This window comes from Burkholderia sp. Bp8994 (genome assembly GCF_003853805.1).
GTDB lineage: Bacteria > Pseudomonadota > Gammaproteobacteria > Burkholderiales > Burkholderiaceae > Burkholderia.
Genome location: NZ_QTQH01000027.1, coordinates 1 through 20276, shown reverse-complemented (window position 1 = coordinate 20276; position 20276 = coordinate 1). Strand labels below are relative to the sequence as shown.

The 20276-nt window shown below is 69.0% G+C and carries 16 protein-coding genes and 3 pseudogenes; 9 read left to right on the top strand and 10 right to left on the bottom strand.

Annotated elements, in window-relative coordinates; genetic code table 11:
• The first annotated feature begins 153 nt into the window (after positions 1-153).
• Positions 154-750 carry a thioesterase family protein gene (locus tag DIE04_RS26075; RefSeq protein ID WP_124522968.1) on the top strand — a complete coding sequence of 199 codons (597 nt, stop codon included), beginning with the start codon at positions 154-156 and terminating at the stop codon, positions 748-750.
• 28 nt (positions 751-778) lie between these two features.
• A complete protein-coding gene (locus DIE04_RS26070) occupies positions 779-2266 on the top strand; it encodes an aldehyde dehydrogenase (protein ID WP_124522970.1) in 1488 nt (495 codons plus the stop codon).
• A gap of 15 nt (positions 2267-2281) precedes the next feature.
• Here DIE04_RS26070 and DIE04_RS26065 read toward each other — a convergent pair whose 3' ends face one another.
• Positions 2282-2524 (bottom strand): antitoxin, encoded by a 243-nt coding sequence (locus tag DIE04_RS26065; RefSeq protein ID WP_124522972.1) that lies wholly within the window; start codon positions 2522-2524, stop codon positions 2282-2284.
• Positions 2525-2786: 262 nt separating this feature from the next.
• Between DIE04_RS26065 and DIE04_RS26060 the strand changes: the two genes are divergently transcribed.
• Positions 2787-3476, top strand: a complete 690-nt coding sequence (locus tag DIE04_RS26060; protein WP_124523813.1) for an alpha/beta hydrolase — start codon at positions 2787-2789, stop codon at positions 3474-3476.
• Between the two features lie 33 nt (positions 3477-3509).
• On the opposite strand, the gene DIE04_RS26055 is transcribed toward DIE04_RS26060, so the two are convergent.
• The gene (locus DIE04_RS26055) at positions 3510-5009 is read right to left on the bottom strand and encodes an amino acid permease (protein ID WP_124522976.1); all 1500 of its coding nucleotides are present in this window, start codon (positions 5007-5009) and stop codon (positions 3510-3512) included.
• 101 nt (positions 5010-5110) lie between these two features.
• Complete coding sequence (gene aspA, locus DIE04_RS26050; protein ID WP_124488871.1) at positions 5111-6517, bottom strand: aspartate ammonia-lyase; 1407 nt, start codon at positions 6515-6517, stop codon at positions 5111-5113.
• Between the two features lie 156 nt (positions 6518-6673).
• On the opposite strand from aspA, the gene DIE04_RS26045 reads away from it, so the two are divergent.
• Positions 6674-7648, top strand: a complete 975-nt coding sequence (locus tag DIE04_RS26045) for a LysR family transcriptional regulator (protein WP_044843913.1) — start codon at positions 6674-6676, stop codon at positions 7646-7648.
• A 75-nt stretch (positions 7649-7723) separates the two neighbouring features.
• On the opposite strand, the gene DIE04_RS26040 is transcribed toward DIE04_RS26045, so the two are convergent.
• From DIE04_RS26040 to DIE04_RS26025, 4 genes and pseudogenes are all read right to left on the bottom strand, one after another.
• Positions 7724-8788, bottom strand: a complete 1065-nt coding sequence (locus DIE04_RS26040) for an asparaginase (protein ID WP_124488872.1) — start codon at positions 8786-8788, stop codon at positions 7724-7726.
• A 154-nt stretch (positions 8789-8942) separates the two neighbouring features.
• Positions 8943-9974 (bottom strand): DUF2891 domain-containing protein, encoded by a 1032-nt coding sequence (locus DIE04_RS26035; protein WP_124523815.1) that lies wholly within the window; start codon positions 9972-9974, stop codon positions 8943-8945.
• A gap of 10 nt (positions 9975-9984) precedes the next feature.
• Positions 9985-10194: pseudogene (locus DIE04_RS26030) on the bottom strand (5-oxoproline transporter, DUF979 family subunit); the annotation flags it as partial.
• Positions 10179-10295: pseudogene (locus DIE04_RS26025) on the bottom strand (5-oxoproline transporter, DUF969 family subunit); the annotation flags it as partial. The pseudogenes DIE04_RS26025 and DIE04_RS26030, both read right to left, overlap by 16 nt.
• 378 nt (positions 10296-10673) lie before the next feature.
• Between DIE04_RS26025 and DIE04_RS26020 the strand changes: the two are divergent.
• The 3 genes from DIE04_RS26020 (at position 10674) to DIE04_RS26010 (ending at position 13432) form a co-directional block, all read left to right on the top strand.
• Positions 10674-10898 carry a hypothetical protein gene (locus DIE04_RS26020; RefSeq protein WP_039357299.1) on the top strand — a complete coding sequence of 75 codons (225 nt, stop codon included), beginning with the start codon at positions 10674-10676 and terminating at the stop codon, positions 10896-10898.
• 382 nt (positions 10899-11280) lie between these two features.
• Complete coding sequence (locus DIE04_RS26015; RefSeq protein ID WP_044843909.1) at positions 11281-12285, top strand: chemotaxis response regulator protein-glutamate methylesterase; 1005 nt, start codon at positions 11281-11283, stop codon at positions 12283-12285.
• Positions 12286-12340: 55 nt separating this feature from the next.
• Positions 12341-13432: a diguanylate cyclase domain-containing protein gene (locus tag DIE04_RS26010; protein WP_124488875.1), complete on the top strand. Its 1092-nt coding sequence runs from the start codon at positions 12341-12343 to the stop codon at positions 13430-13432.
• A 4-nt stretch (positions 13433-13436) separates the two neighbouring features.
• Here DIE04_RS26010 and DIE04_RS26005 read toward each other — a convergent pair whose 3' ends face one another.
• Together DIE04_RS26005 and DIE04_RS26000 are read right to left on the bottom strand one after the other, a co-directional pair.
• The gene (locus tag DIE04_RS26005) at positions 13437-15686 is read right to left on the bottom strand and encodes a bifunctional diguanylate cyclase/phosphodiesterase (RefSeq protein ID WP_124522980.1); all 2250 of its coding nucleotides are present in this window, start codon (positions 15684-15686) and stop codon (positions 13437-13439) included.
• Positions 15687-15951: 265 nt separating this feature from the next.
• Positions 15952-16974, bottom strand: coding sequence for a LysR family transcriptional regulator (locus tag DIE04_RS26000; protein WP_260426300.1), 1023 nt, complete (start codon positions 16972-16974; stop codon positions 15952-15954).
• Between the two features lie 127 nt (positions 16975-17101).
• Between DIE04_RS26000 and DIE04_RS25995 the strand changes: the two genes are divergently transcribed.
• A complete protein-coding gene (locus DIE04_RS25995; RefSeq protein WP_124523819.1) occupies positions 17102-18955 on the top strand; it encodes a sulfatase-like hydrolase/transferase in 1854 nt (617 codons plus the stop codon).
• A 54-nt stretch (positions 18956-19009) separates the two neighbouring features.
• On the opposite strand, the gene DIE04_RS25990 is transcribed toward DIE04_RS25995, so the two are convergent.
• Positions 19010-19903 carry a LysR substrate-binding domain-containing protein gene (locus tag DIE04_RS25990; protein ID WP_124523821.1) on the bottom strand — a complete coding sequence of 298 codons (894 nt, stop codon included), beginning with the start codon at positions 19901-19903 and terminating at the stop codon, positions 19010-19012.
• A gap of 300 nt (positions 19904-20203) precedes the next feature.
• On the opposite strand from DIE04_RS25990, the pseudogene DIE04_RS25985 reads away from it, so the two are divergent.
• Positions 20204-20276 (top strand): annotated as a pseudogene (locus tag DIE04_RS25985) (hydrolase); the annotation flags it as partial.

Sequence of the window (20276 nt, the reverse complement as noted above, 5' to 3'; positions counted from 1 at the left end):
GAATGAATGTTCAATCGATTGACGAGAACGGATGCACCGGTGTTTACACCCATCGGCGATTTCATTATTGAAAAAACGTTCAACCCGTCATAACATCGACCGGCAGCCCCGCGGATGACGTGCGGGCCCGTTCCGAACCTCGGAGTGCACTGGATGACGACCACCCTCAGCCCCGCCGCCGAGCCGCGCCTGCGCTCGGCCTACGAAGGACAGAAGTCGCGCCCGTACGACCCGGCCGCGCCGATCGCGACGCCGCTCGAACTGCATCGCTGCATCGTGCAGCCCGAGTGGGTCGACTACAACGGCCACATGAGCGAGTCGTGCTACCTGCTCGTGTTCGGCGACAGCAGCGATGCGTTCTTCCGCTACTTCGGCATCGACGACGACTATCGCGACGCCGGCTGCTCGATCTATTCCGCGGAAACGCACATCCGCCACCTGCGCGAAGCGATGCTCGGCGAGCCGCTGCGGCTCACGGTGCGGCTGCTCGACCTGGACGATCGCCGGCTGCACGTGTTCCATTCGATGCATCACGCGACGACCGGCGCGCAACTCGCGACCGGCGAACAGCTGCTCACGCACGTGGACATGCGCGCGAAACGCTCGGCGCCGTTTCCGGACGCGATCCGCCGGCATCTCGACGCGATTCACGCCGAGCATGCGCGCGCGCCGCGCGAGCCGCACGCGGGCCGTGCGATCGCGATCCGCCGCGCGGCCCCTGCTGCTTCCGCTGCTTCCACTTCCCGCTGACCAAGCCGAACCACGACGGAGTTTTCCCATGCAGACGCACGACGCCTGGCGCAGCCGCGCTGGCCAGCTCGACATCGCTTCCCGCGCGTTCGTGGACGGCACGTTCCGCGACGCGCACGACGGCGCCACCTTCACATGCACGAGCCCGATCGACGGCCGCGTGCTCGCGCCGGTCGCGCATTGCCGCGCGGCCGACGCCGACCTCGCGGTCGCCGCCGCGCGGCGCGCGTTCGAAAGCGGCATCTGGCGCGACGCATCGCCGCGCGAACGCAAGCGCGTGCTGCTGCGCTGGGCCGCGTTGATCCGCGAGCACGCGGACGATCTCGCGCTGCTCGAAACGCTCGACACCGGCAAGCCGATCGGCGATACGACCACGATCGACATCCCGTCCACCGCGTATTGCGCCGAGTGGTTCGCCGAGGCGATCGACAAGACCGGCGGCGAGGTCGCGCCGGCCGACGCGCATCTCGTCGGGCTCGTCACGCGCGAGCCGATCGGCGTGGTCGCGGCTGTCGTGCCGTGGAATTTCCCCGCGATGATCGCGATGTGGAAATGCGCGCCCGCGCTCGCGGCGGGCAACAGCGTCGTGCTCAAGCCGTCCGAGAAGTCACCGCTGAGCGCGCTGCGGCTCGCCGCGCTGGCCGTGCAGGCCGGGCTGCCGGCCGGCGTGCTGAACGTGCTGCCGGGGTTCGGCGATGCAGGTGAAGCGCTCGCGCGGCATCCGGACGTTGACTGCATCGCGTTTACCGGCTCGACCGCGGTCGGCCATAAAGTCGCGCGCTGCGCGGCCGATTCGAACCTGAAGCGCGTATGGCTCGAACTCGGCGGCAAGTCGCCACAGATCGTGCTGCCCGATTGCCCCGATCTCGAACGCGCGGCGCGCACCGTCGCGCATGCGGTGTTCTACAACACCGGGCAGATGTGCACGGCGGGTTCGCGCCTGCTCGTCCATCGCGCGATCCGCGACGAACTGGTCGCGCGCGTGCTCGCGATCGCGCCCGAGTATGCGCCCGGCGATCCGCTGTCGCCCGACACGCGGATGGGCAGCCTGATCGACGCCGCCCAGGTCGAGCGCGTGCTCGGCTACGTCGATGCCGGCCGTGACGAGGCGACGCTGCTCGCGGGCGGCCGGCGCGCGCGCGCCGCGAGCGGCGGCCAGTACGTCGAGCCGACCGTGTTCGACTGTCCGCGGGCCGATGCGCGGATCGTGCGCGAGGAGATTTTCGGGCCGGTGCTGGCGGTGACGGCGTTCGACGATCTCGATACGGCTGTCGCGCTCGCGAACGACACGCGTTATGGGCTCGCGGCGTCGGTGTGGACCGCGAACCTGACGACCGCGCACGAAACCGCGCGGCGGCTGCGGGCCGGCACGGTGTGGGTGAACGGCTACGAGGAAACCGACGACATGAACTTCCCGTTCGGCGGCTTCAAGGAATCGGGCAACGGGCGCGACAACTCATTGCACGCGCTGGAGAAGTACACGGAGTTGAAGTCGACGGTGATCCGGTTGCGGTGATATCCAGCAGAAACTTCATTCGAACACGTCCGGCCCGGAGCATTCATGAGCGGCGGGCTCGGTTGTCGCAGCTTCCTCGAAATCGGCATCAACCGGGCCGATCAGTGGCGTCAACCACGCCCAGCCTTGCGGCACGGGCTCGAGGATGACAGACGCGCCGTGCCGCCGAATCCGGACCTCCGTGGTATCGAAGCGGAAATCCTTCGGCAAGCAAACAGCCTGCGATCCATCATGCTCGAAAATCTTGGCGGTCTCCATCTCGACACTCCATGCATCGACAAAACGTGGATATTTTGCCGACTGTGGGTCGCGGCGGCGAGTCGTGCGGTCGACATATTGGTGATGAACGGTCGCCTCTCGGGAAATTTGCTCGCGACGGGACACACGTAGCCGTACCCAATATCGGACGTTCTGGCTCCACATTCATTCCCAACAGGAAACAATCAATCACCATCCGGCGATTCATCTCCCCGTCCGCGCGTTCTAGACTATCGGATCACTCCCCCACCGGACCCACGCAATGACCGATGTCCTGCCGCTGACCACCGACCCCGAATCCGGCCTCCACTACCGGCTGCGCCCGGCCGCCGGCCGCCCCGCGGGCCGCCTGTTGCTGCTGCACGGCGTCGGCGGCAACGAAACCAACCTGCTGAACCTGGCCGCCACGATCGATCCGCGCGTCGAAATCGCGTTCGTGCGCGGGCCGCTGACGTTCGGCCCCGGCCAGCACGCGTGGTTTCCGGTGCGCTTCGGCCCGAACGGCCCGGAAATCGATGCGGCCCGCGCGGAGGAGAGCCGTGTGCAGTTGATCGCGCTGCTGCGCGCGTTGCGCGCGCGGGACACCGGGAACGAACCCGCCGCCTTGCCGACCGTGATCGCCGGCTTCAGCCAGGGCGGCATCATGAGCGCGAGCGTCGGTCTCACCTCGCCGGCCGACGTCGCCGCGTTCGCGGTGCTGTGCGGGCGCATCCTGCCGGAGATCGATCCGCTGATCGCGTCGCGCGATGCATTGAGCCCGCTGCACGCGCTGGTGATGCACGGCCGCTTCGACGACAAGCTGCCGGTCGCGTGGGCGAACACGGCCGACGCGAAGCTGACGGCGCTCGGCGTCGCGCACGACACGCAGCTCTATGACGCCGGCCACGAGCTGACCGCGCAGATGGCCGGCGACTTCAGCCGCTGGGTCGGCGCACGCGCCGGGTTGAATTGATCGCACCGGGCGGTCGCCCGCCCGGGCCTGCCGTCAGACGTTGCTCGCCGGATCGGCAACGATCGGCACGCCAGCCTCGGCAGCAGCCTCTCGCGCGGCACCGCGCTTGGCCAGCTTCCAGCCGACCACCAGCGCGAGCACGACCACGGGAATCATCGCGACGGTCCACGTGCCGCCCGGGTAATCGAACGCCATCAGCACCAGCACGCTGACCAGGAACCCGAGCGTGAGCCACGACGTGAACGGCGCGCCGGGCATCCGGAACGACACGGGGCTCAGCTCGCCGCGATTGACCGCGCGGCGGAACAGGATCTGGCACATCACGATGAAGCCCCAGGTCGTGATGATCCCGAGCGACGCCATGTTCAGCACGATCTCGAACGCCTGCGCCGGCACGATGTAATTCAGCGGCACGCCGATCGCGTTGACCGCGACCGTGACCAGGATCCCGCCGTACGGCACGCCGCGCGCGTTCATCCGCGACACGAAGCGCGGCGCCGAGCCGCCCATCGCGAGCGAACGCAGCACGCGCCCGGTCGAATAGAGGCCGGAGTTCAGGCTCGACAGCGCGGCGGTCAGCACCACGACGTTCATCACCGTGCCGACGTACGGCACGCCGAGCCTGCTGAAGAACGTGACGAACGGGCTTTCGTGCGCGCTGTATGCGGTCCACGGCAGCAGCATCGTCAGCAGCACGACGGAGCCGACGTAGAACAGCGCGATGCGCCACATCACGCTGTTGATCGCCTTCGGCAGCACCTTGCGCGCATCGGCGGTCTCGCCCGCCGCGACGCCGACGAGCTCGATGCTCGCATACGCGAACACGACGCCCTGCACGATCAGCACCGCCGGCAGGATCCCGTGCGGGAAGATCCCGCCGTGATCCGCGATCAGGTGCAGCCCCGGCATCTGCCCGGCAACCGGATGGCCGCTCGCGAGAAACACGGCGCCGACCGCGAGGAACAGCGCGAGCGTCCCCACCTTGACGATCGAGAACCAGAACTCCATCTCGCCGAACACCTTCACGCCGATCATGTTCATCACCGACACGATCCCCAGCGCGCCGAGCGCGAACACCCACTGCGGCACGTCGGTGAACACGGCCCAGTACTTCATGTAGATCGCCACCGCGGTGATGTCGACGATGCCGGTGGTCGCCCAGTTCAGGTAGTACATCCAGCCCGCGACGAACGACGCGCGCTCGCCCATGAACTCCCGTGCGTACGACACGAACGAGCCGCTGGTCGGCCGGTGCATCACGAGCTCGCCGAGTGCGCGCATGATCAGGAAGGCGAATGCGCCGCACACGAGATACACGACGGCCAGCGCGGGCCCCGCGCTCTGCAGGCGGCCGCCCGCGCCGAGAAAGAGGCCGGTGCCGATCGCACCGCCCATCGCGATCATCTGCACGTGTCGGGGCTTCAGGTGCTGCGCATAGCCGGCTTCGTGCGACGCGAACATCGCATCGCGATCGGCGTGACGGGGGTCCGCGCCGCCGGCCGGGTCGGCCGCGCGCTCGCTGGCGTGCTTCATGGTGTGTCTCCGTTTCTTGATGTGTTGCGCCCGTCGACGGGCGCTCGGGAACGGCCGCGCGCGGGCCGCCGGCGGCAGGCGCCGGCGCCGCGCGGCCGGAGTCAGTACGCGCGCGGACGGATCAGCGCTTCGGGCTGCAGCGCCTCGTCCAGTTGCGCGGCGGTCATCAGCTGGCGATCGAGCACGACTTCGCGGATCGACTTGCCGCTCGCGTGCGCCTCGGCGGCCACGGCGGTCGCGCGCTTGTAGCCGATGTACGGGTTCAGCGCGGTCGCGAGCGCGACCGACCGCTCCATCGTTTCGCGCAACCGCTCGGGGTTCGCGGTGATTCCGCTCACGCAGCGGTCCGCGAGCGTCGTGCAGGCGGCCGTCAGATGGCCGAAGCTGCGGAACAGCGCGCTCGCGATCACCGGCTCGAACGCGTTGAGCTGAAGCTGGCCGGCCTCGGCGGCGAAGGTCACCGTCAGGTCGTTGCCGAACACTTCGAACGCAACCTGGTTCACGACTTCCGGAATCACCGGGTTCACCTTGCCCGGCATGATCGACGAGCCGGCCTGCACCGGCGGCAGGTTGATTTCGCCGAAGCCGGCACGCGGGCCGCTCGACAGCAGCCGCAGGTCGTTGCAGATCTTCGACAGCTTGACCGCGATCCGCTTCAGCACGCCGGAGACCTGCACGAACGCGCCGCAGTCCTGCGTCGCCTCGATCAGGTTCGGCGCGGTGCTCAGGTCCAGGCCGGTGATGCGGCGCAGCGCGGCCAGCGCCTTCTCCGCGTACTGCGGATGCGCGGTGATGCCGGTGCCGATCGCGGTCGCGCCGAGATTGATCTCGCGCATCAGCAAGCCGGCTTCCTGCAGGCGCGCGATGTCTTCCGTCACCATCACCGCGTAGGTCGAGAACTCCTGGCCGAGCGTCATCGGCACGGCGTCCTGCAACTGCGTGCGGCCGAGCTTCAACAGATCCGAGAACGCGTCGGCCTTCTCCGCGAACGCATCGCGCAGGCGCGCCATCGCGTCGAGCAGATGCTCGACCGCGAAGCAGGTCGCGATCCGGATCGCGGTCGGGTAGACGTCGTTCGTGCTCTGCGCGAGGTTGACGTGCTCGTTGGGATGCAGGTATTCGTACTGCCCGCGTGCGTGCCCCATGATCTCGAGCGCGCGGTTGCAGATCACCTCGTTGGCGTTCATGTTGGTCGACGTGCCGGCCCCGCCCTGGATGATGTCGACCACGAACTGGTCGTGCAGGCGACCTTCGCGGATCTCGACACAGGCGGCGGCGATCGCGTCGCGATACGCGTGCGGCAGCAGCCCGAGCTCGCAGTTCGCGTCGGCCGCGGCTTCCTTCACCGCCGCGAGCGCCATGACGAGGTACGGCAGCGACGCGATCGTGCGCCCCGAAATGTCGAAGTTCTCCTTCGCGCGCAGCGTATGGACGCCGTAGTACGCCGAATCCGGAATGCTTCGTTTCCCTAAGAGATCCGCTTCGACGCGGAAGCCGTTTTCCGTCATGGGTGCCCCTCCTGAAATGTCTCGTGCCGCCGCGGCCAGGCGGCTGCGTTCACCGCTTCCCCGTGCGACGGGATCGCATTCTATGCCTTTGCATAAAGAAGCTCGCCTCTGTATTATCGAAAGCGGTTTTGCGTGGGACGCAACAGCGAGAGACGAATGAAAACAATGGCAAGAGACACCGGCATCGATCACCTCGGCGCGATGCGCGCGTTCGTGCGGGTCGTCGAAATGGGGAGTTTTTCCGCGGTCGCGAAGGAGATGCACGTGTCGACGTCCACCGTCGCGCGCAAGATCACGGCGATCGAGGACGCGCTCGGCGTCGCGCTGCTGCATCGCTCGACGCACAGCGTGACGCTGACCGAGGCCGGCCACATCTACCTGGAACGCGCGGTCACGCTGATCGCCGATCTCGACGACACGCTGCGCGTCGTCGCCGAGCTCAATTCGCAGCCGAGCGGCCCGCTGAAGCTCACCGCGCCGGTCGGGTTCGGCCGCCGCCACCTCGCGCCGCTGATCGCGCCGTTTCTCGCACGCTACCCGACGATCCAGCTCGACGTGCGGCTCACCGACAACCACAACGACCTCGTCGCCGGCGGCTTCGACCTCGACATTCACGAGGGCGAGAACTACCTGGACAACCTGGTCGTCCACCGGCTGTCGCGCAACGACAGCATCCTGTGCGCGACGCCCGGCTATCTCGACCGCTGCGGGCGCCCCGCGACGCCGGACGACCTGCGGCATCACAACTGCCTGCGCTACGTGCACCCGGAAGGCGATCCGCGCTGGGAGCTCGTGCGCGGCGACGCGCGGCACAGCGTGCTGCCGGCCGGCAACCTCGTCACCGATCATTCGGAACTGCTGCTGGATGCGACCTGCGCGGGGCTCGGCATCGCCGAATTCGAGATCTGGCTGGTGCGCGACCTGCTCGCGAGCGGTCGGCTCGAAGCCGTGCTGCCGCGCTACCGGCTGCAGAACAAGCTGACGGGCGACTACATCTACATCGCGTATCTGTCGAACCGGCGCAGCTCGGCGAAGCTGCGCGTGCTGAAGGACTTCCTCATGGAGCATCTCGCGCACATCGGCGAGCTGTCGGAAGTCGAGCTGGCGAAGATTCGCGACGCGGGCGCGTAGCGGCTGCCGTCGCGCCGGCCGGCAACGCGGCGCCGCTGCGCACCGCGGCCCTCGGCATCGGTGCGCCGACGCCCGTCAGGCCGGCTGCAATTCGAACGGGAACGTCGCGTGCCCGATCTCGACACCCTGCGTGTTCAGCATCCGCGGCCGGTGGAACGCGGCGAGCCGCGCGCGCTGCGCGTCCGTGCCGATCTGCAGTCGCTCGAGCAGTTCGCTGACCATCATGTACAGCACGTCGATGTTGCCGTCCTCGATCTTCACCGAGAGGCCGAGCGCGCCGTCGGCGCCGAGCGCCCGCGTGCGCGCCGATGCGCGTACGCCGATCCCGTAGCACGCATCCGCACCGAGCTTGCCGACGACCTGCCCGTCGAACGCATCCATCAGCACCGTGCAGTAGCGCCCTTCCCCGGCGACCAGCTCCGGATGGGCCGTCATCGCATGATGAATGCGCGCCAGCGCGCGCACGCGACCGGTCGCCGCGGCGCCGCCGGCTGCCACCGTATCCGCGCCGTCGGCCAGCGATGCGTAAAGACGCGCGAGGCGATCGAGCGGGAACGCCGGCGTCGGCAGGTTGCAGCCGTCGATCGCCCAGTCGACCTCGTCGTCGCGCAGGCCGCACGCGTTGGCGACCACCTGCTTCACGCGCACCTGCATCGGATGCTCCGGCAGATGGTAGTCGGCGATCGCGGCGCCGATCGCCCGCGCGCCGGCCAGCATCCCGACATGCTTGCCCGAACAGTTGCTGCAGACGCCGGTCGGCGTGTAGTCGCGCTTGATCCACGACCGGTACACCGCGTCCGACAGCGGCGCATGCCCGCCGCACCGCAGATCCGACTCCTGCGCGTCGACCTTCTCCAGCATCGCCCGCGTGCGCGCGATGTGCCGCTCCTCGCTGCTGTGCGACGCGCACATCAACGCGATGTCCGCGTCGTCGAAACCGAACCGCTCGGGCGCGCCCGTCTCGATCACGGACAGCGCCTGGGCCGGCTTCGCCGCCGAGCGCGCGAGCGTCATCCGGTACGGATCGCCGAGCCGGAACAGCAGCTTGCCGCCGGCATCCACCACCGCCACGTCGGCGACGTGTTTGTTCTCGATCGCCTTGCCGCGGTACGTCACGACCGCTGCGCGTTGGGTGTCCATCTGTCTTGTCTCCTTCGTCGGGGCCTGAATGCCGGGGCCCGTGCAACCGGTACGGCAGTGTATCGAGTCTGCCGCCGGGTCGAGCCGGTCGGCCGGTGGAAAGTGGTATTGCGCCGGATGCAAAGCCATCGGCCCCCACGAAAACCTGACAGATTCAGTACACGGAGCCTTCGATCGCCAGCAGCGCGAACGTCGCGAGCCAGTGCTCGCCCATGTAATCGCCGGCCACGTGCGCGAGCGCGCTCGCGAGATGCCGGTCGGCCGCATCGAGCAGCCTCGCGCGTCGCGCATCGCCTTCCGGAAGCGCGCCGGCCAGCGCGCGCTGGCACCACGCGCGGCTCAGGTTCAAGCCGTCCAGATGCGCGATCTTGCCGTCGCTGCGGTCGCTGACCGTCGCCGGCACGAACAGCGTCGCGGGCTCGCCGCGCGCGAGATCCGGCAGGAAACGCGCGAACCAGCCGTCGAATTCGGCCGCCGGCAGCACGCGCCGCATCAGCTCCGCCTCCATCAGCGCGGGCGACAGGAACTCGTCGCCCGACGGCTCCCACGCCTGGCACGCGACATCGTTCAGGTGCCAGCGTCTCGCGGTATCGACGATCAGCGCCGCGAGCCCGTCGCGCTGCGTCGCGCGCGCGAAGTCGAGTGCGAGCGCCAGTGCGAACGCGGTGTTGAAGTGCGTGCCGACCCGTAGCGGATAGGTCGCCTTCGGCAGGAAGGTCTCGAAGCGCGCGACGAACAGGTCGGCGAGCGGCGCGATCGTCTTCGCCCAGCGGGCGGCCTGCGGCACCACGCCCTTCAGCGCGAGCCGCTCCAGCTGCGCGGACAGCGCCAGCAGCCACGCCCATCCGTACGGCCGCTCGAAGCCGCTGTTGTGCGGCAGCGCGAGATACGCGCGTTCGCCGGCGACGTTCGCGTCGGTGAAATGCGCGTCGACGACGGCGATGATCCGCTCGGCTTCCGCCAACGCCGGATAGCGTTCGAGCACGCGCAGCACGAGCCAGTAGCCGTGCACGCACGAATGCCAGTCGTAGCTGCCGTAGAAGATCGGGTGCAATGCGCGCGGCCCCTGCACGTCGTGCGGGCCTTCGAGCGAATGGGTGAGCCTGTTCGGATATTCGCGGGTCAGGTGCGCGAGCGCGAGCGACGCGAATTTCGAGGCGAGTTCGGGGGTCAGTCGGTCGGTCATGGGCATCTCGTCAGAAGCGGAATACGAACGCGTACATCAGCAGCGTGTTGACGGCCAGCAGCAGCACGGCGGTCGGCCACTGCGCCTCGATCACGCCGTTCTTGTCCTTCAGTTCGAGCCGCGCGGCCGGCACGATGTTGAAGTTCGCGGCCATCGGCGTCATCAGCGTACCGCAGAAGCCGCTCAGCATCCCGATCGCGCCGAGAATCGCATCCCGCCCGCCAGCCCCATCGCCAGGCCCGCGATCGTCGCCACCAGCAGCGCGTTGAAGCGCAGCGCGAAACCGATCACGACGATCGGCACGCCAATCAGCACCAGCATTGCTCCTCCTTGTGTTGGATGCGCGGCGCCGTGACGACGTGCTGTCCGCCCGGTTTCGACCGGGTTCAGGCCGCAAAATCCAACACCAGATTTTATCGATAAAAAGTCGACAATTTAAGGCTTCGGCCAAACGTTGAAACCGGTACTACCGTGCGCCGGCCTTGTGCCTGCCGTATGTCAGCCGTGTGCCAGAAGTGTGTCAGCGGCGTTTCGACCGTGTGCGGCCCGAGCGGTCGGCAGCGGGCGGCAACGGCGGCGCGCGCGGCATGCACGCTTGCGCCGCGCGAACCGCGGGCGGCCCGCGCGCCCGCCGCGCATGGCGGAGCGCCGGTGCGCCGACTAAACTGGAAGGCATCGGCAACGTTCGGGAGAGCCGCCATGATTGACGTATTCCAGACCATCGGCAGCCGCGCGTTCTCCGCTCATCTGGCGAAGGACGGGATGGTGACGCTGATGGAACAACGCCACGAAGTCGACCGCGTGACGCTCGCGACCGCCTATGCCGCGCTCGTCGAGGAATCGGAGCAGGAGGCCGACCTGCTCGACGCAACCGTCGAAGGGATGATGCGCGCGCTGATCCAGGGGTACGCGCGCAGCCATTGATCGACTGAACGCGCCCCGGGCGCGGTGCGCCGGCCTGCGCGGCCGGCTCGCCGATGCCCGCGCATGCGCCCGCCCGTTTCCCGCCGAAACGAACGCGCCGGCAACGGGTTTCCGCACTGCCGCATCGTCCCGCAGATCGCCGTCCGCCTTCGCGGGCGGCAAAAAATGTCGCCCCGGAATAGAGAAAAGGGTCTGAAACGACGCAATGCGCAATTTTTTCGATTGCCGCCGCTCGCGCCGCATGACAGCATGCGGACGTCGCCAATCGAAAAGAATCCCGTGCCGCGCGCCCGCCGATGCCGTTCGGCGGCGCCGAACCGGCACTGCCTTTCATGAACCCGGCCCATACCCAACACTACGAACCGACCGGAGCATCCCGCTTGTGAATATCGGCATCGTCAACGACCTCCCGCTTGCCGTCGAGGCGATGCGCCGCGCGCTCGCGCGCCGGCCCGAGCATCGCGTGCTGTGGGTCGCGACCGACGGCGCGCAAGCCGTCGAACTGTGCGCCGCGCAACCGCCCGACGTCGTGCTGATGGACCTGGTCATGCCGAAGTGCGACGGGATCGAGGCGACGCGGCGCATCATGCGTTCCGCCCGCCCGTGCGCGATCCTGATCGTGACGAGCTGCATCGGCGCGAACGCATGGCGCGTGTTCGAAGCGATGGGTGCCGGCGCGCTCGACGCGGTCGATACGCCTCGCCTCGGCGAGGACGCGGCCGGCGACACCGCGCGGCTGCTGCTCGCCAAGATAGACCAGATCGGCCGCCTGCTCGACGCGCCCGGCGGTGTCCGCGCGGCCGGCACGGCCTCGCGCACGGGCGGCGGCCCGCTGATCGCGATCGGCGCGTCCGCCGGCGGCCCCGGCGCGCTCGCGTCGATCCTCGGCAGCCTGCCGGCCGACTTCAGCGCGCCGATCGTGATCGTCCAGCACGTCGATCGCGCGTTCGCCGAAGGCATGGCGCAATGGCTCGACGGCCAGACGCCGCTGACCGTGCGCGTCGCGCACGAAGGTGACCGCCCGCAGCCGGGCGTCGCGCTGCTCGCGGCGACCGACGATCACCTGCGCATCACGCGCACCGGCACGCTCGAATACACGCGCGAACCGGCCGCCACGCCGTACCGGCCGTCGGTCGACGTGTTCTTCAACAGCCTGACCGAGCACTGGCCGGGCCGCGTGATCGGCGTGCTGCTGACCGGCATGGGACGCGACGGCGCGATCGGCCTGAAGGCCCTGCGGATGAAGGGCTATCACACGATCGCGCAGGACGAGGCGACCAGCGCCGTCTACGGCATGCCGAAGGCGGCCGCGACGCTCGGCGCGGCCCGCGCGATCCTGCCGCTCGAGCGCATCGCGGGCGAGCTGGCGGCACTCGCGCGAATCTGAACCCAATGAAACCCTGTCCCACCCGTCGCAGCCATGGCGCGACCCTGCATCAATCATGACCAGCGACCTCACCCGCCCGCCCGGCAGCCTGCAGGCGGCGTTCGACGCCTTGCACGTGCCGCCCACGCCGCACGCCGACACCCCCGCGATGGTCCTGCTCGTCGACGACCAGACGATCGTCGCGGAAGCCATCCGGCGCGCGCTCGTCGACGAGGACGGCATCGACTTCCACTACTGCCCGCGCTCGGACGACGCGCTGGCGACCGCGATCGAGACGCGGCCGACCGTGATCCTGCAGGATCTCGTGATGCCCGGCATCGACGGGCTGAGCCTCGTGAAGGCATACCGCGCGAATCCGGCGACGCGTGACGTGCCGATCATCGTGCTGTCGACGCAGGAAGAGCCGGTGATCAAGAGCGCCGCGTTCGCGGCCGGCGCGAACGACTATCTCGTGAAACTGCCCGACCGCATCGAACTGGTCGCGCGGATCCGCTATCACTCGCGCTCGTACATGAACCTGCTGCAGCGCGACGAGGCCTACCGCGCGCTGCGGCAATCGCAGCAGCAACTGCTCGAGGCCAATCTCGAACTGCGGCGCCTCACGCACTCGGACGGCTTGACCGGGCTGTCGAACCGCCGCTATCTCGACGAATACCTGGCCGCCGAATGGCGGCGCGGCACGCGCGAGCGCAGCGAGCTGTCGCTGCTGATGATCGACGTCGACAACTTCAAGCTGTACAACGACACGTACGGCCACGTGTCGGGCGACAGCGTGCTCAAGCAGGTCGCGACGACCATCGAACGCTGTCTCGGGCAGTCCGGCGATCTCGCCGCGCGTTTCGGTGGCGAGGAGTTCGCGGTCGTGATGCCGGCCACGTCGCCGGGCGCCGCGCGGCTGCTCGGCGAGAAGATCCGCCTCGCGGTCGAGTCGCTGCGGCTCGAGCATGTGCACGCGTCGACGGGCCGCTACGTGACGATCAGCATCGGCGGCGCGAGCATCGTGCCGGCCCCCGGCCTGCCGACCACCGCTCTGATCGAGGCGGCCGATCGCGCGCTGTATCGCGCGAAGCACGACGGCAAGAATCGCGTCGAGATCGACGCGCCGCCGGCGCCCCCGGTTCCGCCGGCCGGCGGCGGTTTCGCCTGAATGCCTACACGGTGACGAGCCGGCGCGCGTAATCGGTCGGATCGAGCGGCCGGCCGAACAGGTAGCCCTGCTGCATGTCGCAGCCGATCTGCTGCAGGAACCACGACTGCGCCTGGGTCTCGACGCCTTCCGCGGTGACCTTCATCCCGAGGGAATGCGCCATCGCGACGACGGCCTGCGTGATCGCGACCGAGTCGCGATGATCGGGCACGCCCGATACGAACGAACGGTCGACCTTCAGGTTGTGCAGCGGGAAACGCTTCAGGTAGGCGAGCGACGAGTAGCCGGTGCCGAAATCGTCGACCGAGATCCGCACGTTCATGTCCGTGAGCGCTTCGAGCATCGGCAGCACGGTGTCCGTGTCGTTCATCAGCAGTCCTTCGGTAATCTCCAGTTCGAGCGCCCCCGGATCGAGCTGCGTCTGCGCGAGGCAGTGGTAGACCGACTCGACGAGCCCCTCGTGGAACTGCCGCGGCGACAGGTTGACCGCGAGCGTCAGGTCGGGCGCGATCGTGCGGCGCCATTCGGCGGCCTGCCGGCAGGCCGTTTCGAGCACCCACTGGCCGATCGCGACGATCAGCCCGGTATCTTCCGCGACCGGAATGAATTCCGCCGGCGACATCGGCCCGAGTTCGGGGCTCGTCCAGCGCAGCAACGCTTCGGCGCCGACCGTGCGGCCGCTGCGCGCGTCGACGACCGGCTGGTACGCGAGCCGCAGCATGTCCGACGAGAACGCGCGCCGCAGCGACTGCTCGATCGCGAAGCGGCGCTGCAGGCGCTGGTTCAGCTGCGCGGTGAAGAACGTGAAGTGGTTGCGGCCGCGCTGCTTCGCGTCGTACATCGCGGAGTCGGCGTTGCGCATCAGCGTGACCGAATCGTCGCCGTCGCGCGGCGCGACGCTGATGCCGATCGACACGCCGAGCCAGTATTCGTTGTTCGCGATCTCGAACGGCTGCGCGATCGTGTCGATCACCTCGCGCGCGAGCACGGCCAGCTCGTCGGGATCGTCGCAGTGGTCGACGAGGATCACGAACTCGTCGCCGCCGACGCGCGTGAGCGCGTGGCGCCCGCCCGCGCAGGCCGCGAGGCGCGCCGCGACGCTGCGCAAGAGCGCGTCGCCGGCCTCGTGGCCGGCCGTGTCGTTGACCTTCTTGAAGCCGACGAGATCGAGGAACAGGATCGCGACATGCGCAGGCCCGGCCGCCGCCTCGCGCGCGCCGAACAGCTCGCGCATCCGTTCGGAGAGCCAGCGCCGGTTGTAGAGGCCCGTCAGCGCGTCGCGCGTCGCCAGGTAGCGCAGTTGCTGCTGCGCTTCGCGCACGGGGCCGATGTCGTGAAACGACACGAGCACCGATTCGGGCTGCGTCTCGCCCGGTTTCACGATCGGCACCGCGTTGCCGCGCACCCAGATGACGTCGCCGTCGGCGAGCCCGAAGCCGACCGAGTAGTCGAGCTGCGGCATGGCCGTGGTGAACGCGAGCCGGCTCGGCCAGTCGTCGGGCGCGAGCGGTGTGCCGTCCTCGCGCAGCTTGTACAGGATCACCGTCGACAGCCGGCGGCCGACGAGGTCGCCCTTCGCACGCATCATCCGGTTCGCGCTCGGATTGCTCGCGATCACCATGCCGTCGCGCGACACCACGAGAATCCCTTCGTTCAGGCTGTTGACGACCAGGCGGTGATGTTCCTCGCTGCGCGCGAGCTGCCGCGCGATCCAGTCCTGGTGCACCGCGAGGCCGACGCTGTTGCCGATATCGCGCAGCAGGTCGGTTTCGGTGTCGGTGGGCCGCCGCGGCGTACGGTGATAGACGGCGAATGCGCCGAGCACGGTGCCCGTATCGTCCAGGAACGGCACCGACCAGCACGCGCGCAGGCCGTGCGGCAACGCGAACGAACGGTAGGCGGCCCACAGCGGATCGGTTTCGATGTCTTCGACGGCGATCATCCGGCGCTCGTACATCGCCGTGCCGCACGAGCCCGCGGCGGGCCCGATCGATGCGCCGTCGATCGCCGCGCTGTACTGCACGGGCAGCGACGGCGCGGCACCGACGTGCACGTGCACGCCGTCCGCGTCGAGCAGCAGGATCGTGCACGACGCGCCGTCGCCGAGCAGCGCCTCGGCGCGCCGGCAGACCTCGACGAGCAGTTCCGGCAGTGGTGTATTGCGTGTGATCAGCCTCAGCACGCTTTGCTCGGATGCGAGCACTTCCGCTGCGAGGCCGAGACTGTAGCGAGAACTTTGCGGTTCGGTATTCAAGATGAATCCTGCCGTCAGTTCGACCGGGTCTGGTGCGCCCGATTCGTAGCGATTCTTCGTGCCGTTTTTTCATCGCTCCGGGTTTACGAGAGCCCGGTGCGTCCCCAAGAGCGCGCGTCGCGACGCGTACCAAAATACATTTAACACCAATCCGCGCGGCCCCGCGCATCCGCGTGCATCAGGGCTTACGCGCGGTCGCGCCCCGCATGCGCGGCGACGCGCGTGGCGGCGCCCGATTCATCAGACGGTTGGCGCGCGCGGCGCCTCACGCGTGCCCGCCCGGCGGCTCGCGCGTGACCGCCTTCAGCGCGTCGATCGCGGCCGCCACCGACGCGCCCGCCGGCGCCGCGAACAGCGCGCCGACCGTGTCGGGCATCGTCGACAGCTTCAGCGGCAAGCGGCCGACACGCTCGCCGGCGGCCGCCGCCATGCCGAACGCGCGGGCCGACTGCACGAACAGGCACGGCGTCTGTTCGGCGACCGCGCGGTTGGTCTGCCATGACACCGATTCCATCATCACGACCGGCGGCGCGAGGCCCGCCTTCGCGAACTCGGCATCGAGCGCCGTGCGCGCCGGCGAGCCGAGCGGCGGCGCGATCCACGGAAACGCCGCCGCGTCGCGCCAGCCGACTCGCGGGCGCCGCAGCAGCGGATGGCGCGGCCCGCACACGACGATCATGTCGTCGCGATAGAGCGGCGCGATCTCGAGCCCTGCGCGCAGCGCCGACACGTCGAGCCGGCACACCAGCAGGTCGAGTTCGTGGCGCTGCGCCTGCGCGAGCATCCGGTCGAGCGTGTCCTCGCGAACGTTGAGCTGCACCGCGCGCCCCGCGTCGCGCAGCCAGGCGAGCACGCCCGGAATCAGTTGCGGCGCCATGTTCGGCAGCAGGCCGATCGACACCGGGCGGCCGGCGCCGGTGCGCAACGCGTCGAACGCGGGCGCGACGCCGCGCAAGTCGGTCAGCACGCGGCCGATGCATTCGAGCAGCGCATCGCCGTACGCGGTCGGCGCGACGCGGCGCGACGTGCGCTCGAACAGCAGCAGGCCGAGCGACGCCTCGAGTTCGCGCAGCCACTTCGACAGCGCCGGCTGCGTGATCGACGCGGCCTCGGCCGTGCGCGCGAAGCTGCGCGTGCGGGCGAGCGCGTCGAGCGTCTCGAGGTCGCGCAGCCGCAGCCGGCGCAGCGCCTGCGCGATGCGCGGGTCGTGGGCCGGCGCGCCGGGCGGCGCGAGCGGGTCCGGCGCAAGGCGGCCGCCCGGGCCGCGGGTCGCGAAAGTCACTGACATCTCCGTCATTCATGTTCCGGGGGTTATCGATCGATCGCGATCTTTCATCGATCGATACGCGATCGTGCCGCATAGTCGTCGGCATGAAAACCCCCGGCGCGCGCCGGCACGAACAGGAGACGACGACGTGAAAGACGATCAGGACCCCACCGCCGGCGCACCCGCGGCCCGGCGCCAGTTCCTCAAGCTCGCCGGCGCGGCGGTCGCGGCGGCCGGTTTCGGCGCGGACGCTCGCACGGCCAACGCGGTGCCGGCCGCCCCGGCAGCCGCGGCAAGCGGCGACGCCGGGCCCGCGCCGGCGTTTCACGGCGCGGCGACGGCACCCGCCGCGCCGCCCGCCGGCTACAACATCCTGTTCATCCTGACCGACCAGGAGCGCCACTTCGACCGCTGGCCGTTTCCCGCGCCGGGCCGCGAAGCGCTGCGCCGCGACGGCATCACGTTCACGCGCCACCAGATCGCCGCGTGCGTGTGCTCGCCGTCGCGCTCCACCGTCTACACCGGACAGCACATCCAGCACACCGGCGTGCTCGACAACGCGGGCATGCCCTGGCAGAAGGACATGTCGCCGGACGTGCGCACCGTCGGCCACATGCTGCGCGACGCCGGCTACTACGCCGCGTATCTCGGCAAGTGGCACCTGAGCGCGACGATGCACGAAACCACGAGCCCGTACACCGCGCCGGTGGCCGACTACAACCGCACGATCCGCGCGTACGGCTTCGACGACTACTTCGGCGTCGGCGATCTGATCGGGATGGTGCGCGGCGGCTATCAATACGATGGCATCACGACCGAGGCCGCGGTGAGCTGGATGCGCAACCATGCGCCGCGGCTCGAGAAGGAAGGCAAGCCGTGGTTCCTCGCGGTGAACCTCGTCAATCCGCACGACGTGATGTTCGTGAACACCGACACGAACGGCTCGGCCGTGCAGGACGCGAACCATCCGATGCTCGGCAACGCGCCACCGCCCGACGACGCGCTGTATCGCACGTCGTGGCGCGACGTGCCGCTCGCGGCGTCGCGCCGGCAGCCGTACGACGCGCCCGGACGACCGGCCGCGCACGGGATGTTCAATGCCGCGCATGCGAACCTCGTCGGCCGCTATCCGTTCACCGACGAACGCCTGCGCATTTACCAGGATAACTACTTCAATTGCATCCGCGACTGCGACACGCACGTCGTGCGCCTGCTGCAGTCGTTGCAGTCGCTCGGCCTCGAAGAGCGCACGATCGTCGTGATGACGGCCGACCACGGCGATCACGTCGGCGCCCACCAGCTCGTCGGCAAGGGCGCGACCGCGTATCAGCCGCAGAACCACGTGCCGCTCGTGATCCGCCATCCCGCGTATCCGGGCGGCACGCAGTGCGATGCGCTGACGTCGCACATCGATATCGCGCCGACGCTGCTCGGGCTGACCGGCATCGACACCGCGCGCGCCGCGTCGATCCGCGGCGACGCGCTCAAGGGCCACGACCTCACGCGCTGGCTCGCGAAGCCGGCCGACGCGAAGCTGCACGCGGCACGCGACGCCACGCTGTTCAACTACGCGATGCTGCTCTACTACGACAGCGAATGGATGCTCAAGGAGCTGACCGCGCTGCGGCAAAAAGGCGTGCCCGAGGACGCGCTGCTGCGTCGCGCGCTCGCGCAGCAGCCCGACTTCCGGCTGCGCGGCACGATCCGCAGCGTGTACGACGGCCGTTATCGGTTCACGCGCTATTTCTCACCGCTCGAGTTCAACCGGCCGACGACGCTGGAGGACCTGTTCGCGCGCAACGACGTCGAGCTGTTCGACGTCGCGAACGATCCGGCCGAAATGCACAATCTCGCGCGGGACCGCAAGCAGCAAGGCGAGCTGCTGCTCGCGATGAACGGCCGGCTGAACGACCTGATCGCGAGCGAAGTCGGCGACGACAGCCCCGATGTGATGCCGATCCGCGACGGAAAGGTGCAGGTGCAGATCCGCAAGCATCACTGACGGCGCGGAAGGCGTGATCGAAAGGCGCCGTCCGATGACGGCGCCCCACCGCCGTCAGTCCTTGCGGATGTGTTCGGCGAGGAAGTCGATCAGCAGCCGCACGCGCGGCAGGAGCCCGCGCCGGGACGGGAACACCGCGTGAATCACGCCGCCCTTCGGCGCCCACCCCGGCAGCACGTCGATCAGCGTGCCGTCGCGCAGGTCGTCCTCGATGACCATGCACGGCAACTGGACGATGCCGACGCCATGAATCGCCGCGTCGCGCAACGCGTGCATGTCGTCGGAGATGTAGCGCGGATGATGGCGCAGCTGCGCCTGCTCGCCGTTCGGCCCGACCAGCTGCCACACGTGCTGCCGCGGCGGCCCCCAGTCTAGGCTCGGCTCGCCGGCCAGCTCGGCCGGGTCGACCGGCACCGTGCGTCCGGCCAGCCACTGCGGCGCGGCCACCAGCCGCTGCGGGCTGTCGCCGAGAATCCGCATCACGAGGTCGCTGTCCTCCAGCGGTGGGAAACGCACGCGCAGCGCCAGGTCGAAGCCTTCGCTCAGCAGGTCGACCCGGCGGTTCGTCGCCTCGAGATGCACGTGTACCGCCGGATGGATCGCCATGAAGCGCGCGACGAGCTCGCTCACGCGATATTCGAGCAGCGCGGTCGGGCAGCTCACGCGGACGATCCCGCGCGGCTCCGCGTGCCGGCGCTCGATCACCTCGCGCGCCGCGTCGGCCTCGACCAGCACCGCGAGGCAGCGTTCGTAGAATTCGCGGCCGGTTTCCGTGACCGTGAAATGACGCGTCGTCCGCTGCAGCAGCCGCACGTCGTAGTGCGCTTCCAGCGCGGCGATGCGCCGGCTCAGCGTCGACTTCGGGACATCCAGCGCCCGCCCCGCCTGCGTGAAGCCGCCGTGCTCGACCACCTTCACGAAATAGTAGAGGTCGTTCAGGTCATCCATGATTGTTCCACCCATAGAACACTGACGGCAGTCTAAGGGACTGGAAGCTCGGTTGTTGCGCGAATAGCATCTTTCTTCGTTGTGGATCGATTGCGCGAACGCGAGCGTAGATTTTCCCTGACGGGTGCCTCGCGTGCCGAATCGATTGACTAAGCTTGGAGCATTCGCCCGCCGCGCGCACCGCATCGGACGTGTGCGACAGCACGGGCGCCCCGCCGCGACGACGATCCCGACGCCGCGGCCGCCCATCCTGGACCCTCGGGATTTCTCTCACTTCCTGTCCTGTCTCTGGAGGCAACCATGGCAAGCGAACCGATTCGCGATCCCGCGAACGACCACCTGCTCACCCCGCAGAACGCGGCGTTCATCGTCA

Excerpts from the sequence above, each read along its gene's own strand:
- DIE04_RS26000 (WP_260426300.1), bottom strand. The coding sequence starts at position 16,974 with ATGTCAGTGACTTTCGCGACCCGCGGCCCGGGCGGCCGCCTTGCGCCG.
- DIE04_RS26040 (WP_124488872.1), bottom strand. The coding sequence starts at position 8,788 with ATGGACACCCAACGCGCAGCGGTCGTGACGTACCGCGGCAAGGCGATC.
- DIE04_RS26010 (WP_124488875.1), top strand. The coding sequence starts at position 12,341 with ATGACCAGCGACCTCACCCGCCCGCCCGGCAGCCTGCAGGCGGCGTTC.
- DIE04_RS26020 (WP_039357299.1), top strand. The coding sequence starts at position 10,674 with ATGATTGACGTATTCCAGACCATCGGCAGCCGCGCGTTCTCCGCTCAT.
- DIE04_RS26075 (WP_124522968.1), top strand. The coding sequence starts at position 154 with ATGACGACCACCCTCAGCCCCGCCGCCGAGCCGCGCCTGCGCTCGGCC.
- DIE04_RS25990 (WP_124523821.1), bottom strand. The coding sequence starts at position 19,903 with ATGGATGACCTGAACGACCTCTACTATTTCGTGAAGGTGGTCGAGCAC.
- DIE04_RS26045 (WP_044843913.1), top strand. The coding sequence starts at position 6,674 with ATGAAAACAATGGCAAGAGACACCGGCATCGATCACCTCGGCGCGATG.
- DIE04_RS26065 (WP_124522972.1), bottom strand. The coding sequence starts at position 2,524 with ATGGAGACCGCCAAGATTTTCGAGCATGATGGATCGCAGGCTGTTTGC.
- aspA (WP_124488871.1), bottom strand. The coding sequence starts at position 6,517 with ATGACGGAAAACGGCTTCCGCGTCGAAGCGGATCTCTTAGGGAAACGA.
- DIE04_RS26070 (WP_124522970.1), top strand. The coding sequence starts at position 779 with ATGCAGACGCACGACGCCTGGCGCAGCCGCGCTGGCCAGCTCGACATC.
- DIE04_RS26055 (WP_124522976.1), bottom strand. The coding sequence starts at position 5,009 with ATGAAGCACGCCAGCGAGCGCGCGGCCGACCCGGCCGGCGGCGCGGAC.
- DIE04_RS26060 (WP_124523813.1), top strand. The coding sequence starts at position 2,787 with ATGACCGATGTCCTGCCGCTGACCACCGACCCCGAATCCGGCCTCCAC.
- DIE04_RS26035 (WP_124523815.1), bottom strand. The coding sequence starts at position 9,974 with ATGACCGACCGACTGACCCCCGAACTCGCCTCGAAATTCGCGTCGCTC.